General features: G+C 43.5%; 10 protein-coding genes. 2 read left to right on the top strand and 8 right to left on the bottom strand.

The window, feature by feature from the left end:
• Positions 1 to 377 precede the first annotated feature (377 nt).
• The 4 genes from B5X60_RS14930 to B5X60_RS14915 all read right to left on the bottom strand — a co-directional run bounded on the left by B5X60_RS14930 (position 378) and on the right by B5X60_RS14915 (position 7,201).
• Entirely contained in the window at positions 378 to 3,605 is a 3,228-nt protein-coding gene (locus B5X60_RS14930) for an error-prone DNA polymerase (protein WP_317043760.1), read from the bottom strand.
• The gene (locus tag B5X60_RS14925; RefSeq protein WP_079703521.1) at positions 3,602 to 5,104 is read right to left on the bottom strand and encodes a Y-family DNA polymerase; all 1,503 of its coding nucleotides are present in this window, start codon (positions 5,102 to 5,104) and stop codon (positions 3,602 to 3,604) included. The genes B5X60_RS14930 and B5X60_RS14925 overlap by 4 nt, the downstream gene beginning before the upstream one ends.
• A 1-nt stretch (position 5,105) precedes the next feature.
• A complete protein-coding gene (locus B5X60_RS14920) occupies positions 5,106 to 5,849 on the bottom strand; it encodes an ImuA family protein (protein WP_079703520.1) in 744 nt (247 codons plus the stop codon).
• A gap of 65 nt (positions 5,850 to 5,914) precedes the next feature.
• Positions 5,915 to 7,201: a PAS domain-containing protein gene (locus B5X60_RS14915; protein ID WP_079703519.1), complete on the bottom strand. Its 1,287-nt coding sequence runs from the start codon at positions 7,199 to 7,201 to the stop codon at positions 5,915 to 5,917.
• Positions 7,202 to 7,658: 457 nt separating this feature from the next.
• On the opposite strand from B5X60_RS14915, the gene B5X60_RS14910 reads away from it, so the two are divergent.
• Together B5X60_RS14910 and B5X60_RS14905 are read left to right on the top strand one after the other, a co-directional pair.
• Entirely contained in the window at positions 7,659 to 10,088 is a 2,430-nt protein-coding gene (locus B5X60_RS14910) for an outer membrane beta-barrel family protein (protein ID WP_079703518.1), read from the top strand.
• A gap of 298 nt (positions 10,089 to 10,386) precedes the next feature.
• Positions 10,387 to 10,611, top strand: coding sequence for a hypothetical protein (locus B5X60_RS14905; protein WP_079703517.1), 225 nt, complete (start codon positions 10,387 to 10,389; stop codon positions 10,609 to 10,611).
• A gap of 1 nt (position 10,612) precedes the next feature.
• Here the strand turns inward: B5X60_RS14905 and B5X60_RS14900 are convergent, their stop codons facing one another.
• The 4 genes from B5X60_RS14900 to B5X60_RS14880 all read right to left on the bottom strand — a co-directional run bounded on the left by B5X60_RS14900 (position 10,613) and on the right by B5X60_RS14880 (position 16,765).
• A complete protein-coding gene (locus B5X60_RS14900) occupies positions 10,613 to 11,740 on the bottom strand; it encodes a PepSY-associated TM helix domain-containing protein (protein WP_079703516.1) in 1,128 nt (375 codons plus the stop codon).
• Between the two features lies 1 nt (position 11,741).
• Complete coding sequence (locus B5X60_RS14895) at positions 11,742 to 14,129, bottom strand: TonB-dependent receptor (protein ID WP_079703582.1); 2,388 nt, start codon at positions 14,127 to 14,129, stop codon at positions 11,742 to 11,744.
• 799 nt (positions 14,130 to 14,928) lie between these two features.
• The gene (locus B5X60_RS14885) at positions 14,929 to 16,029 is read right to left on the bottom strand and encodes an MBL fold metallo-hydrolase (protein ID WP_170878469.1); all 1,101 of its coding nucleotides are present in this window, start codon (positions 16,027 to 16,029) and stop codon (positions 14,929 to 14,931) included.
• Positions 16,030 to 16,117: 88 nt separating this feature from the next.
• Positions 16,118 to 16,765, bottom strand: a complete 648-nt coding sequence (locus tag B5X60_RS14880; RefSeq protein WP_079703581.1) for an NAD-dependent epimerase/dehydratase family protein — start codon at positions 16,763 to 16,765, stop codon at positions 16,118 to 16,120.
• Between the last annotated feature and the right edge of the window lie 23 nt (positions 16,766 to 16,788).

Here is a 16,788-nt window from a genome sequence, read left to right as displayed (position 1 = left end):
CTGGTTAATGCGAAACAGTGTCAGCTAACAAATAGCTGGAACACACAGGCATAAGCATAATTCGATTTAGAAAAAAGGCCGGTGGCCCCGGTCGTGAAACGCCGGGGCTTACTTAATAAAGTCTTTGCTTGTTGATTGGAAAGAATATCCAAAAGAATAACTGGAACAGAATACACCAGCCGCCAAATGTGCAGCTACCTGCACTCCTAGTGCAAATCGCCTCATAAATGCCGAATGGATTTTAGATAATTCCATAAAGAAATAAACGCCTGTTCTAGTACAAATATAGCACTATAATCGAGCAGAAGCTAATTCAAAACTATACTTGACAATTAAAAGACAGTGCCCTGAAATGTGCTAATGGGGGCAATTAGTCGCTATTTAAAGTTCCGCCCTTTGTAAAACACATCTTTCTTGGCAGCCCTAACTTCAGCAACTCCTTTATTTCCCCCCGAAACGGGTTCACTTCGTTCATCAGCACGTGATAGTGTAAGAACAGGCAGATTATCTGTATCAGAAGGTGTTAAACCCCTTAATAATTTCGACAGATCAAAGCACCGCTTAACAATAACATGTACAACCTCACCTTCTATCTGAAGTTGCCCTTCAACCATTAACAGCTTTGCCCCAAGTATCTCCTTACGGTACTGATCGAAAAGCTTCTTGAACACAACCAGATTGGTAGTTCCTGTCTCATCCTCGATCGTAATAAAGCAAATACCGCTGGCTGTTCCCGGTCTTTGGCGGACAAGCACCAGCCCCGCAACTTTCACTAAATCTCCATCCTTTGCCTGAGTAAGATCCGATGCAGAACGCACATGTAAAAGACTTAATTTTTCCCGAACAAAACTAACCGGGTGGGCTTTAAGGGATAAAGCTGTGGTAGCATAATCATGAATAACATGTTCAGATTCTGCCATGAGCGGCAGGGATATCTGGCCTTCCATTGTGCTTTCTGAAGGCTGACCGGCAAATAAAGCCACAGGTGTATCAGCCAGGGCAGAAACTTCCCATAATGCTTCCCGCCTATCAAGACCGATAGAACGAAAGGCATCCGCATCAGCCAATTTTTCCAGAGCTGCCTGTGAAATTCCAGCATCACGAAGTTCCGTAATCTGTCGATAAGGCTTCGTTCTTGCCTTTTCCAATACTTTACAATCATCGGCTCTCATACCACTGATCTGCCGGAAACCCAGGCGTAATGCATGATATTTCCCAGACTTTTCTTCAAGGATATTATCCCATTTTGAATGATTAATATCTACCTGCCTCACTTCAACTCCATGTTTGCGTGCATCAATAACTATCTGTGCAGGCTGATAAAATCCCATGGGTAAACTGTTAAGTAATGAAGCTGCAAATACATCCGGATAATGGCATTTCATCCACGATGATACATAAACAAGCAGGGCAAAGCTTGCAGCATGGCTTTCCGGGAATCCATAGCTTCCAAAACCTTCCAGCTGTCGGAAAATACGCTTCGCAAATTCTTCTTGATAGCCGTTGGCTATCATCCCTTCAATAAGCTTTTTCTCATACTGAGTTACCTGCCCGTGAGCCTTAAATGTGGCCATGCTGCGTCTCAGGCCATCTGCCTCTGCAGGAGTAAATCCAGCAGCAACAATCGCTATTTCCATCGCCTGTTCCTGGAATAATGGAACCCCTAAAGTCCTGCTCAATATGCCTTCAAGTTCTTTAGATGGATATTCAACTGGCTCTTCCCCATTCCGTCTTCTTAGATAGGGATGCACCATATCGCCCTGAATTGGCCCGGGCCTTACGATAGCAACTTCGATAACCAGGTCGTAAAATTCTTTGGGCTTCAAGCGCGGGAGCATAGACATTTGAGCACGGCTTTCTATCTGAAATACTCCAATAGTATCAGCATGACTAATCATCTCATACACATCTGGATCGTCCTGCGGCACATTCGCCAGGGTGAGATTTAGCCCATAATGTTTCTGAGCAAGCTCAAATCCTTTGCGGATACAGGTTAACATCCCTAAAGCAAGTACGTCAACTTTTAGAAATCCTAGTGCATCTATATCATCCTTATTCCATTCAATGCAGGTCCGCTCCTCCATTCGGGCGTTCATGATTGGACAAAGTTCGGAGAGCTTACCCTGTGTAATTACAAAGCCCCCGGTATGCTGCCCCAGCTGACGGGGAAAACCAATCATCTGACTGGTAAGTTCAAGTGTTTTGCGCAAATGAGGGTCAGTAATATTTAGCCCCTGCTTAGCAATATGATCATCATTAAAAACTTCTTCATGGTGCCAAACTGAAGATGACAATCTGTTAATGGTGTCCACTGATAAGCCCATTACTTTCGCAACATCCCGAACAGCGCCCTTGAAATGTAATTGTGTAACTGTGGCTACTATTGCTGCACGATCCCGACCATACTTTTCATAAATATACTGGATCACCTCTTCCCGTCGCTCATGTTCAAAATCTACATCTATATCTGGCGGTTCATCGCGGGCATCCGACATAAATCTCGCGAAAAGCAGCTTTATCTTCATTGGATTAACGGAAGTGATGCCAAGACAATAACAGACTACAGAGTTTGCCGCTGAACCTCGTCCCTGGCAAAGTATATTCTTCTCCCTTGCAAAGTGAACAAAATCATGAACTGTAAGGAAATAACTAGCCAGATCCTTCTTCCGTATAAATTCAAGTTCTTCATCAATCTGTTTCTGTATTTTATCAGTAATTTCATCACCAAAGCGCTCTATCAAACCTTCACGGGTTAAGTGTTCTAATTCTTCAATTGGTGTTCGGCCCTCTGTTGTGAGTTCACGAGGATAAACATATTTCAAACTGCTGAGGGAAAACTGGCAGGCCTCGGATATAGCAAGTGTATTCTGTATAGCTTCTTCATGCTGCCTAAATAGCCGGAGCATTTCCTCCATGGGTTTTAGATGCCGCTCAGCGTTTTGATAGAGACGAAAACCTGCATTATGTATAGTGCACTTTTCACGAACACAGGTTAGAACATCCTGAAGTTCACGGCGTGAGGGATGATGATAATGCACATCATTTGTCGCCGCAAGGGGAATATCCAGCTCCGCCGATAAACCGGAAAGCCTGTAAAATCTTTTCTGATCATCCCCAAGATATGAACGCGAGGCTGCCATGTAAAGCTCCTTCCCGAGTTCCTTCCTATATTCTTTCATATCACTCTGAAAGGAAGTTTCAAACTCAAATGTTTCTGTTAAGCTTGAGGGAGGTATCGCAATAAACTTCATGCCCTTGCTGTGTGCATAAACATCCGATTTATATAGGTGGCACTGTCCTTTTTCTGCACGAAGATTTCCAATGGTGAGTAGCCCTGAAAGCCGGCTATAGGCATCCTGATCAGTGGGATAGGCTAAAAGACTAGTTCCATCTAAGAGATCCAGTCGGCAACCCGGAATCAGGCGTATCCCCTTTATTTTAGCTGCAGCAAATGCCCGCACGATTCCGGCAAATGTATTACGATCAGTGATGGCAATTGCACTATAACCAAATGCTGCAGCTTGTTCAACCAGTTCCTCCGGATGAGAAGCACCACGCAGGAAGCTGAAATTGCTTGTAACCTGTAACTCAATATAGCTCATCATGCAAAAAATCCATGTATAAACCATTCATTAGCACCATCTTCATTGTAATGGCCAGAACGGAAGAGCCAGTAACGCTGACCGTTCTGATCTTCCACATGATAATAATCCCGATGCTGTCCCGCATCCAGCCACCATTCACGCTCAATGCGTTCAGGACCATCAGCTTTTTTCACATGGTGGACTTTTTCCTTATATCGAAAGAGCATAGGAGGATAATCGGGTATTGGGGCCGTTACATCGATTTTCTCCGGTTGGGCCAGCAATTGTACGGGTCGGGGTTTATCTGTCCGCCACCGAATGGAGGGTTTGTCTTTAATAGAACAAGAAGTTTTTATTGAGCGCTCCGGCCAGTAATGCTCGTCGGGAAGGTATCTGTGGATTGTTTCTGCCCCTACTTTACCCGCCAGTCTGTCGAGCAATTCTGCCAGAGATCCGTCTTCAAGTCCTGGCTTCCCTGTCCATAAAGCTTCCTGATGTGGTGGAATATCTTCAACTTTGGAAGCCTCAAGGGTAAAAAGCTCAATGCCGAGTGCAGGCTCGAGTGTTGAAATCTTGAGCTCAAAAAGCTTATATAAATGCTGGATGTTATGTGATGCCAGGTTTGTTCCGATAGCCATCTGCACTACTTTACCATCAATCCTGTATCCTTTAAAAACAGCTGTTCGTATACCCTTTCCTTCCTGCTGCAGGCGTTTGCATAGCATCTCCAGAAGCTTCTGGACGGCTATCTCGATACCAACAGCAGTTCGAATAGGTTCCAATGATGGTAGCCGTTCCTCATAGGGCTTTACCGGAAGCAGACTTGTATAAAACTCGTCCTCATTTCCAAGCGCCTGATCCAACCTCAGCAATATACCCTCACCAAAACGGCGACGAAGTACTGAGCGTGGCATGGTCATAAAGCTGCTGATGGTTTTGAGCCCAAGCTTTTGTAAACGTTCAAGAACTGAAGACTCAAGTCGTAATGCAGCAGGAGGTAGAGAAAGCAATGCCTCGGCTTGCTGATTAAATCCAATTATGGGATTAATCTTCCCAAAGCGGGCTACAGCCCAGGCAGTTCCTATTGTATCCGCTATGGCAGCACGGACGTCGTAACCGTTACCTTTTAATCGGGAAATTATTTCTTGAAGGTAAGCATGCTCACCACCCCAAAGGTGTGCACAGCCTGAAATATCCAGAATAAGCCCATCAGATGGATCCATTATGATAATTGGTGTATATCTGATACACCATTCTCCAATACCTTTTAATAGTTTATTTCCTTTGCCGGGAATGTCATCTATGATCTCCAGGGAAGGAACGAGTGCTTTTGCATCAGCAGCAAGCATACCCGGATAAATCCCCTCAGTTTCAGCCAGATTGTTCGTTGCAGTAATCAGGAGACGGCCGTGGTCTTTAATTGCTATAACGAATGGCAGATTACGGAGATCAGGCCGGCGGAGGGCAAGCCAATCCGTCAGCAAATGACGAAACCATATCGCAACAAACCGCTTTGACATATTACCCGACTTTGAGTCTTTCCCTTTTCAGCAATGCTACCTTTGGTTGGCTACGTATAGACCTAAAACCCCCATCAGACCATTCAATACCCCAACTTCCGGGATTACCATTGCGTACTTTCAATAATTCTACAGTCCATCGCGGAAAACCTACCCCAGGCATCCCTTCTTCAAGTTCGCTGGGTAAAGAGCTAATATTCCATCGGGCCACACAAGCAGTGGCACTTAGCTTTTTGGGATTACTCCGTAATACAAAACCTGTTACCCGGCTTTGTTCTGCCGCTAATTGCAACCGGCGTGTCTGAGTAAAGCTGATCTCACTCAATTCTCCAATTACTGCCGCCAGTCCATTACATTTCAGTGCTTCTTCCATAGCCCATAACACGTCCTTCTCACGTTTGAGGTCAACGAAGATGAGTCGGTCGGGCTCTACACCAAAAATTTTCAATGAAGGTGGGAATAGTGTACGCGACATACTGATCCAGAGACAGGCCCCGCCTTGCTGCATAAGAGTATTCAGTATTCCGCTTATAAAGCCTCCATTAGCTGCTGCCTGTTCCGGTGCAGCACTAAGAAATTCATGAATAGCACCACGTGGAAAGACTCCGTTTGGAAATGCTGCTTCAATAGCACCAAGACCCACAGAATCAGCCGCAGCAGAAACAGGAGGTGTAAACCCCTGCATCAGCAAAATGCTCTTTTGCAGCTGATTGATGATATCTTTTTTGGTCTGTGGTAAATACATATTGAAATAATACCACAAATATAATGCTAAAAATATTAGTATTTATGTTAGGGTGTAAAAGATAATCATGTGTCAATTTTTACTTCCTTTTCCGATGCTGGGTTCATCTCATCCTCAAGATTGTTTATCTTCAATGCGCTGTCCCTGATAATCTCATCAAGTTCTAAAGAGCATTGCTCAATAATGGCTGTGTATTCGATACGTTCAGCTTCACTAACTGCATGCTTCATAAGGTCCACCACACTAAGAAGTGTTGCAAGTGGTTTGCGGGTTTCGTGGGAGTTTGTCCAGGCTATCTCCCGAAAAGCCTGATACTGCCTGTCGAGGCGTTCCTGCTTTTCCATACGATCTGTTATAACGGTTTCAATGGATATGAAGAACTCAAACTCGCCATTACGATCAAAAATGGGAGATATATTGAGCTCAGCCCAATAAGGTGTACCATCTTTTTTATAGTTTATAATATCTGTAGTAACGAACTTCCTGATGGTTAAAGCTTGAATTAATGTAGCAAGAGTTTTAGGACTTGTTGCGGGACCAGTGAGTAACTTTCCAGGATTCTTTCCCACACATTCTTCCAGCGAATAACCAGTAAAATCAATAAATGCCTTGTTGACCCATGATATGGTGTCGTCAGGACCAAATATTATTATGAGATTACTAACCTTATCGATTACCTCACCCATTTTCCGGCTATCCTCGTGACTTCGTTCGATCAGTTTCAAATTATGATCGAGTTCCTTATTAAGCTGCTTTTCTACACGATAAGCAGTTTCTAACTGCTGCTTAGCGCGTATAATCGGGGTTATATCAGTAATCATTACCATGTTGCACTTTTTACCGTTAAACGTCAATCGATGTGAAGCAACAGAGACTGTGATCAATTCTCCGGATTTCAGTCTATGCTCCCAAACCTGGTCATCTGCAATCTGGCTCTCTACGAAATCTATAGACTTTACAAGTGTCTCCTGTTCGCCGGAACGGATATCCATAATCGACATATTTAGAAATTCACTTCTGGTGTAGCCGTATTTATTGATAGCTGCATTATTAACTTCTATAATTTGCAACGATTCTAACTCGTAAATTCCCATGGGATTCGGATTAGCAAAGAAAAGATCACGATACTGCTGATCAGACCTTTCACGCTTGCGCTGTTGTCTCCAGATTAAATAAAAGAGCAGTATTCCAGTTATGATAACAAAGTATAATCTGTTTAAAGTTCTGATAGTGGATTCTGAAACACTAGTGTAATTGGAATAAAGGAAATTAACTAATGGCTCACTCGTTAGCGCCCAGAAAAATCCCAGCAAGAGAAATATAATAGGTATCCACAGGCTTCTTAAACGCATAATCCTAGTACGATGAATAAGAGGAAAAAGATATCTCTTTTAGAGATCGGTGTTGCTGAGAGCTGGTGTTATTGAAACACAACAAATAAGATACCAGAAGAAAAAAAGGCTTTGCCCTAATATTTTCCTGTACGACTTTATAATCCTAACTGTCCCATGGAATTGAATTTGGGGAGTTACAACTCTGTACCCTAAACTAATTCTGCATTTAGTAACCTAGGTAACTTTCTGGTAGTCCTATTAGCAAGTTTAAACTTTAATTCTCGATAATCTGCTTAGAAACAAGATCTAAATTTCTAGCAAGCATAATTTAATATACTGACATACAGATTAATAAAATTATTTACGTAAAATAACAATACTATGTATTGCATAGTAATATCTTAACTATATATCTTTGTATTGACTCAATAGACAAGAGTCCTTTTATTTAGCATCACATTTAACACAATTGGTTATGAAATTAAAATCTTTACTCCTTATACTCTTAAGCTTCGCATTGTTGAACGGCTACGCTCAACAAACTCCGGCTGCATATTCTGTTAAAGGAATTGTAAGTGATTCTGCGAGCAGAAAACCTGCGGATTATATCACTGTAAGCTTAAAAAATGCGGCGAAGCAAGTTGTCAGGACATTAGCCACAAAAGAAGATGGCAAATTTGCCTTTGATAAACTTAATGCCGGGAAATACACGGTTACAATTATCAGTGTAGAATATGTCCCGAAAGTTTTATCAGTTGATCTTACGGATAATACGAAACAGGTAGCAGACCTGGGTACTGTTTTAATATCTCCAAAAGTTAATCAGCTTGCAGCGGTAGTGGTGGTAGCTGATAAGCCCATTATCAAACAGGAAGTTGACAAGATTTCTTACGATCTTCAGGCTGACCCGGAAAGCAAAAGCAATACTGTGCTTGATATGATGCGGAAAGTACCACTTATTTCTGTAGATGCCGAGGACAACATTCTGTTAAAGGGTCAGGCGGGATATAAAATTTTGATTAACGGTAAGCCTTCAAGCATGATGGAGCGTGATGCGAAGAACATCCTGAAAAGTATGCCCGCATCAACCATTCAAAGTATTGAGGTGATTACCAATCCACCTGCGAAATACGATTCAGAAGGCATCGCTGGTATCATAAATATCATTACCAACAAAAAAGTAGATAACGGTTACAACGCTTCACTAAATGCCAGTCACCGATTTCCAGTAGGCGGCCCAGGCGTGGGAGGTTCATTTTCTTTTAAACAAGGCAAGTTCGGCATGTCGGGATTCGGTGGTGCCAATGCCTCGCATTCGCCGGCCACCCGAGCATCGATAGTTAGAACAACAACCGGAAGTACATCAACAAGCTTAAGTCAGAACAATGGCCGAGAATCTGACAATCAAAGTGGATACTTTGGAACTGAGCTAAGCTATGAGATCGATAGTCTTAACCTGATCTCTGCTCAATTTAACGTCAATGGAAATAATTCAGATGGCTTAAGCAGTCAGAATTCATTGCTCAACAATTCAGGGGGGATTATGCAAACTTATGACCTGGCGAATGTCAATAACGGACATGGAAGGGGATTGGATGGTGCCTTAAATTATCAGTTAGGTTTTAAGAAAAACAAAGCACGACTGCTGACTTTCTCCTACCGCTACTTTGAGTTTAATAATGAGCAACAATCTAGTCTTGGTGTTTCTAACCGACTGAACTATGCTACCCCCGATTACAGGCAGTTCAATGAAAGTAAAGCCTCTGAGCAAACCTTCCAGATTGACTATGTTCATCCTGTCAAGAAGCTTAATATTGAAGCAGGTGTTAAAGGAATTTTGAGGAAAAACAACAGTGATTTCCAATATCTGGCGTTCAATTCAGGTAACTCACTCTTTGAACTCGACCCGTCACGTACAAACAACTTTAATAACAGCCAGAATGTATTCGGTGCTTATAATAGTTACCAGTACAATCTGAAGAATTGGGGATTCAAAGCAGGTGTGAGAATTGAGGAAACAGTTATAGATGCCGACTTTATCTCTACCGCATCATCGGTTAAGCAGGACTATTTCAATGTTACGCCTTCGATAAATGTAAACCGCACATTCAAAGACCGGAGCAGTCTGAATGTAGCGTATTCGCTTCGTATACAACGTCCGGGTATCTATCAGCTTAACCCTTTTGTTGACCGTTCAAACCCAAGCTTTGAAACAACCGGAAACCCTAATTTGCGTCCGTCGGTGGGCAATGATTTCAGGATCAATTACAACAAGTCTAAAAAGGTATCGTTCAATGCTTCTTTCCGTGTAAACTGGATTAAAACGATGATCATGCCGACATCAGCATTCGATCCGGCAACCAATATCACGCGGAGCAGCTTTGGGAATACTGGCAAGGCACTGGCCTATGGAGCAGATTTTAATGTAAACTATCCAGTCAACAAAGTATGGTCGCTTAGTGCTAACGGGCGATTGATCCACGGACAAGTACGCGGTCTGGTAAATAATGTAGAGATCAGGAATAGCGGACTGATGTACGGTGGTTCTGTATCCACAACCTATCGCCTGGAGAAAGGCTGGCGGTTAGGCGGGAACGCTTATTTAAATGGCCCTAACTTATCCATTCAGGGAACATCAAATGCGTATATCGCTACATCGCTCAGTGCCAACAAAGATATTGTCAAGGATAAATTATCGTTTTCAGCTTCCGTAAATAATCCGTTCAGCAAATACAGAACAAACCGCGTTGAGTCCTTTGGACCTAATTTCACTCAAACCGATAATAACCAGACGTATTTCAGAGGCGTAAGCACAAGTTTGAACTATCGCTTTGGCAAACTTAAGGAAGCCATCAAGAAGAACAAGAGGGGTATCAGTAACGATGACGTTTCGAATGGGGGGTAAAGGTCTGAGGTCGGAAGCCAGATGTCGGAGGTCGGAAGTCTGATGGGATTCCGACACTTGGAATGATTAAAAAGCTCTGTAATTGCAGGGCTTTTTGATTAATCCCTTATGTCCGGCAACATTCTCTTCCGCTGACCACTCCTTTATCACATCAGGTACGGCGATCTTGATACTTGATACTTGATACTTGCTACTTAGTACGAAATACTCTTAGTGGATAAAGTGTGTATATCTTTTTCACGCTTGCTTATCGCTGTAAGCTTTATTTCACTATCATTGAGCATTAACGCTCAATTAAATGACTTCCTTCGAAATTGCCTGCCCACAGTCTTTTCATAGCTGTGACCGTATAGATGTGTTCGCTGAACACCAAACTGACCATTCCGAATTTCATCTCATAAAGGATGGAGACTTATTATCTGTCATTCAACGGCATCAGAACGGGAGGTGGCAGAATAAAGAAGGCAAAGCCCTTACTGTTGAAGAACTGGCGTTTATTAGTGGGCAGATTGAAAACAACTGAACTAAGTTGAGAGTCTGGCTTTCCTTCTCCTACCCAGCCAAATCAAAAAGCCGGTCACTGGTAAACTAGCTGCGATCAAACTTGCAAAGAATGCAATGATCTTACCTGTAAGTCCTCCTATTGCACCAACGTGGATATCGTAGTTCATGCGAAGTAATTTATCAGCAACTGTAGCATCTGCGAACCTGCCGTACACATGGTCTACTTTTAATTCCTGCAAAGTATGCTGATCAAAGAACCTGTAGTCGTAGCGCCAGTACGTATCTGTAGTGGGGTTCATCGCCACTTCAAGTACCGATTTATCATCCTCCGGAGGGTGCATCTCAATGCTTCCCTCAAAGCCTGGAAACTCTTGCTGCACCTGGTACCAAAGCCTGTCTACCGCAGGTATCGGCGCTTCGGTCTTAGTTGCGGGCGCCTTACTAAAAGACTCATAATATTCCACTAAAGGCTTTCCGCCTGATGCAGCCCAGTACACCGAAGTTCTGAACCACTGAAAGCCCATCACCATACCAGTTAAGGCAACAAAGATGGCTACCCAGGTCATGTAGAAACCAAAAACATTATGCAGATCGTAATTGACTCGCTTCCACTTTGCATTCCATTTAATTGAAAACCGCTGTCTAACTGCGGCCTTATGCTTCGGCCACCAAAGTATAATTCCGCTGATCATGAGGATCAGGAAGATAAGGGTGGCGGTTGTAAGTACAGGCTGACCGATCTCAGGTGGAAGCCAGAGATAATAGTGGCCCATAATGACGATTCGAAAGAAGTCATCTTCCATGTTCTTTACTTTAAGAACTTTCCCGCTATAAGGATCCAGATAAACTATATAATAATATTCTTCGGGAAGGGCATCGTAATAAACCGCCATGGAGGATCTGCCGGGCTCATAGCCAATGCTGTGTGCTGATTTGCCAGGTAATTCCTTATCGGCGATTGCTTTTAAAGCAGATGGAGCAAGTACCTGCTTTTTTTGAACTTCCGTAAACCGATACGATTGCGTCGCATCTTCAATCTCACGTTGAAATGCCAGGATACAGCCTGTAATTCCAAGAAAGCATACAAACAGCCCGGACGCCAGTCCGAGCCATAAGTGAACTTTTCCAATTGCCTTTCTGATAGTCATACTAGAACTTGTAGCCAACGCTCATACGGAAATTCCGCGGAGCTTCGGTTTGCCAGTAAAAGGCGTTCAACCAGGTATAATACGAGCCGCTATATAAGTACTTATCCAACACATTGAATGCATTAGCAGTGATGTTGATACGGTCCTTCTGCCAGGTCAATCCGGCATCAAGCCTGAAGAAATCAGGTAGCCTTACATCGGTATCACTCCATGTGTCTGTTGCCCGGTCAAGGAGATAGGTGAAGCCAGCCGAAGCTCCCGCACCCTTTAAAAAGCCTGACTGGATGCGGTAGTTGAGCCAGCTGTTGACTACATGTTTTGCATATCCTGGTATCACATCTCCCACACTTACCGAGGTAACACCTGGGGAAACTTCAGTGACACGCGCATTGGTATAGGCATAATTTGCCACCAGATTCAGTCCTTTAAACACTTCGCCCCGTAGGTCGAATTCAATTCCTTCTGATTTCTTTTCACCAAGTACGATACTCAAACCCGAGGTTGGCGGACTATTCGGATCCGCTGTTAGCTCGTTATTTTTAAGTATTCGATAAGCTGCGAGGGTTGTATTCCATGAACCTCCAAACCAATCATTCTTTATTCCAAATTCAATATTGTTTCCCGTAATAGGTTTCACGTCGCCGCCACCTGCCAAACGACCGTTTTGCGGCGTAAAGGCCTGATCATATAAGCCATATATGGATGTCTGATTATCAATTGATGCACTGATCCCCAATCGTGGTGTAAAATGCTTTGCTTCAATAGCTGCACCACCCCAGGATGATTGGGAAACAAAGGTATAGCGCCCGCCTAATGTCAGCCTCAGCTTGTTTTCCAGGAAGCCCAGTTCATCCTGCAGGTACAATCCAGTATACCTCTGATCCATTAAGCCGCCAGCCAATACAGCCCGCTCTTCAATGCCTTTTGAACGATCCCATACCGGAAAACCATTACTAGGAACACCATAATTCGGGTTGTTCACATCAAACTCCCCTCCTGCTTCGTCAAGGTTGTGGTACTGTCCCCAATCGGCCATGTAATCTTTTTTACCTACGTCTAATCCCGACAGAATTCTGTGACGTACTGCTCCGGTAGTTACATCTCCCGTAAGAAACATCTGACCCATAGCCATTTCGCTCTTTGCATCCCAAATACTGGGACCTCTAACTATTTTCCCGTCTGCAGCAACCGATACAGGCCACATGGATGAACCAACCTGCCCGTAGTTGAAATAACTTGCCTGGGCATTCAGTTTCCACTTGCTGCTGAAAGCATGCTCCAGTGAAAGCAATCCGCTATGGTCTTTGATCCTGGTTGGTTCCAGTCCGGGAGCCATCATGGTGAAGCCAACAGGAAGAGTTGCATAGCCATTTGTTCCAAATACATAGTACGAGCCCACATTTGACATTTTAGCGTACTGCATGGTGTATTCAGCGGTAAGCTTGGTTTTCTCATCTAGCTGATAGGATAGCACGGGTGCAAAGCTGTAGCGATTATTATACTCATAAGCCCTGTGCGATCCCTTGTTCTGAGCAGCTACATTGAGCCTATACAAGAGCTTTCCGCTTTTGCTGAGCTTCCCGTCAAGGTCGAGCGCGGTCCTAAACAGATCGTAGCTTCCAAGAGTTAGACTGGCTTCTCCCTTTGTCTGGCCGGTAGGTTTTTTAGTAACTACATTATACAATCCGCTTGGATCACCCTGAGAGAGCATAAAGCCCGCAGGGCCTTTAACAAATTCAATGCGGTCAACAAAACTCATGTCTTCGGTAAGGGGCCCCCAGAAAGAACTCACCACATTGAAACCATTTCTGAACGCCTGGATCTGCGAGCCCCGCATGGTGATATTGGTGTACATATCGCCCCAGTGCTCAAGCCGGGTAGCACCACTGACGTTTCTGATCAGGTTATCGCTCATGCTGATGACCTGCTGATCAGACAAGGTACCCGAGGTAACTACCTGTATATTTTGAGGAACTTCCTTTAGCGGCTGATTGAGCCTTAAGCTTGATGAAGGAACATCAGTGTTATAGGGCTTTTGAAATCCGGTAACGACAATCTCCTTCAAGCGCTGGGCATTCTCAGTCAATACAAAGTCTGTCTGAATGGTTTTACCCGCCTGAACGGTAACTTCCTGTTCACGTGCTTCCAGGCCAAGAGCGCTTACCTTGATGGTGTATCTTCCGGGTCTTAACCTGACTAACCTGTAGGTTCCGTCCTCTTTAGAAAGGGTGCCCGTATTTAATCCTTTGATCCCAATAGAAACAAATCCTGCAGGAAGTCCATCGGACGTGGTGATTTTGCCGCGAAGCTCACCTAAGAGCTGCTGAGCTGTGAGGGAATCTACCCCCAGTGTGATTACGCATAATAAAAGTAAAAGTATCTTTCTCATTTTCTTATTTAGATTGATTATAAACAGCGACAAAGAAAAGAGAGTCATCTGACAAATGCAAATTATTTAGAATAATTATAAATAAGAGTAAGGTAATCTTGAAAAGCACCGGAAGTTTCCGGAAACATCCGGTGCTTTCAAATATGATAGAAAGGCTTTCGCCTTATGATAAATGCACCTCCCTTAAGGTGATAAAATTCCAAGATTTCAAAGAACGAGCAGGCAATCCTGCACCTTATAAGATACAAAAAACGATTGATAATCACAAGAAAAAAAGACAGATTTTTGAGGATTTAATGATATTTATATCTCTGATTATTAATTAGTTATAGATTTTCTGTGGCATCAAGCAAAACGAGAAGATGAGCTTAGAATTTTGGTCTTTTGCGTGAGAAAAGTGGCAACTAATTCACCCGCTTGCCATCCATTTTTAAAACCATTAAACAGCATGTTTTTCAGGGGGCGCAAAAAACAGCAAAAATCACTAAACTTCTATCAAAACAGCAAAAGATTGCAGCCACACTGAGTTCTTATCTCAGTACTTAGAGAGTGTGATCTCAGTGTTAAAGCAGTATTTAGAGAGTACCCGAGAGATGAGATAAATTTTGCGGTTTTCGTGCGGTTTTTAGAAAAGTGTTGTGTGTTTCCACCTGTCAGTTACTAGGCTCCCCGAAGAGAGGAATATAATATTTGAGAAATATTATTCAGAGAAGGTGCAATGAGCATAATCCATTGAGCATGGCAATTGCGAACGGCCAGAGCCAATACTATTTCACGCTCTAATTCTCCACTCCCAACCTCAATTCTCCACTCCCTTCCACCATTCCCTAAACACTTGCCCCTCATCTTCCATCCAAACCACCTCACCAATAGTTGGTGTAACCAATGGGATGTTCGCCTCTTTACTCAAACGCGACACTTCATTAAGCGGCTCATCCCAGCTATGCTGGGCCAGGGAGAACTTGCCTGAATGCACTGGCATCACCCGTTTAGCATTCAGATCCTTCGCAGCTTGGACAACTTCTTCCGGAAGGCAATGAATGGCTCGCCAGGCGACATTATATTGGCCATTTTCCAGTATAGCTAAATCGATCGAACCAAAGCGCTTTCCAATCTCAGCAAAGTGTTTATCGTAACCGCCATCACCTCCAATGAAGATCTTTTGCTCAGGAGTTTCCAGCAGATAAGCCAGCCACAGGGTATTATTGCGTTTAAAGGTGCGGCCGCTGAAGTGGCGTGCTGTTAGCGTATGGATCTTGATACCGTTTGTCAGATCGATGGTTTCATTCCAATCACGTTCTGAAATGATTTCCGCATTATATCCCCATTGCTCAAAATAGGCACCTACTCCGAGACCGCAGATCACATGCTTAACTTTTCCCTTCAATTCTTTTATAGTTTTATAATCGAGGTGGTCGTAATGGTCGTGACTGATCAGCAAATAATCAATTTCTGGAAGATCTTTTACGCCATAGGTGTTCGTCCCCTCAAAAGCTTTGGTTGTACCCGGTAATGGGGATGCATTACCGCTAAATACCGGGTCGACCAGGATTTTGAGGCCGTCGACCTGCATGTAATAGGACGAGTGCCCGAACCAGATCACCACATTGCTGTCGGCAGGTAGGCTTTTCAGATCGGTTTGTACATGCGGTATCGCCTTTGATGGCTTTTTCCTCGGGTTCTTGTTAAAAATGAAGTCATAAAGAACGCCTGTCATCGAATAGCCTTCCGTGAGATTAGGAGTAAAGCTAAGGTTCGCGAAAGCACCATCCTTGTAGTGCTTGGATTGTTTAATCCGCTCAAAACGCCCGGTTGATTCCGCCTGGCGAAACTGAGGGTGCTGCAGGAATAAGAAGGTAACCAGGCTCAACAGAGCCACCAGTGAAATTAATGTGATCATAATGTATTTCAATATTTTATAAACTCGCTTCATGGAATGTAAATTCGGACAAAGAATAGGGACCAGGGACGTTTACAGTTTGTCTGAATTAAATTGCCAGTGTTTTTATATCGCTGATTTCCAGCACCTGCTTGTCGTAGCCTTTTGTAATCGTGTGGATCATTGCTTCGCCGACCTGATGTAATGTAAGTGTCTGATTCGGGATCAGAATGGAGAGGACTGCAATAACGGGTTTGAAAAAACCCTTAACGTTTCGCTGTCCGGCAACCGGCTTCATCAAACCTGGTCGGAAATTATACTGGCCCTTAAAACCTATTGCCATCAGATCCTCTTCGGTTTTGCCCTTTACGCGCTGCCACATTTGAGAACCATTGGTTTTGGTGAGAGTACCGGTTACAAAATTGAAGATCATTTGCGGATTTAAGGCATATAGCACCTTTGCAAAATTGAGGGTAGTAGTATATGTAATACGGGTGTATTCAGCTTCCTTCATCCCCAGAGAACTTACCCCGGCGCAATAAAAGCACGCGTCGAATCCTGTCAGCTGCTCGCTATAATCCGCCAAATTATTAAAGTCAGGAACCAAGAGCTCGCGTAACTTAGGATGGGAAAATTTGTATGACTTACGGTTGATCATTAGCACCTTTTCGATCTCTTCGCTTTGCAGGCAATGTAGCAATACCCCTTCACCAACCATTCCCGTAGCACCTGTAATAATCACTTTTAATTTCTTCATAATGTTTTGTCTAATGGACTGAA

It is taken from the genome of Daejeonella lutea, from assembly GCF_900168015.1.
In the GTDB taxonomy this organism is placed as follows: Bacteria; Bacteroidota; Bacteroidia; order Sphingobacteriales; family Sphingobacteriaceae; genus Daejeonella; species Daejeonella lutea.
This window is presented reverse-complemented; position numbering and strand designations above follow the sequence as displayed.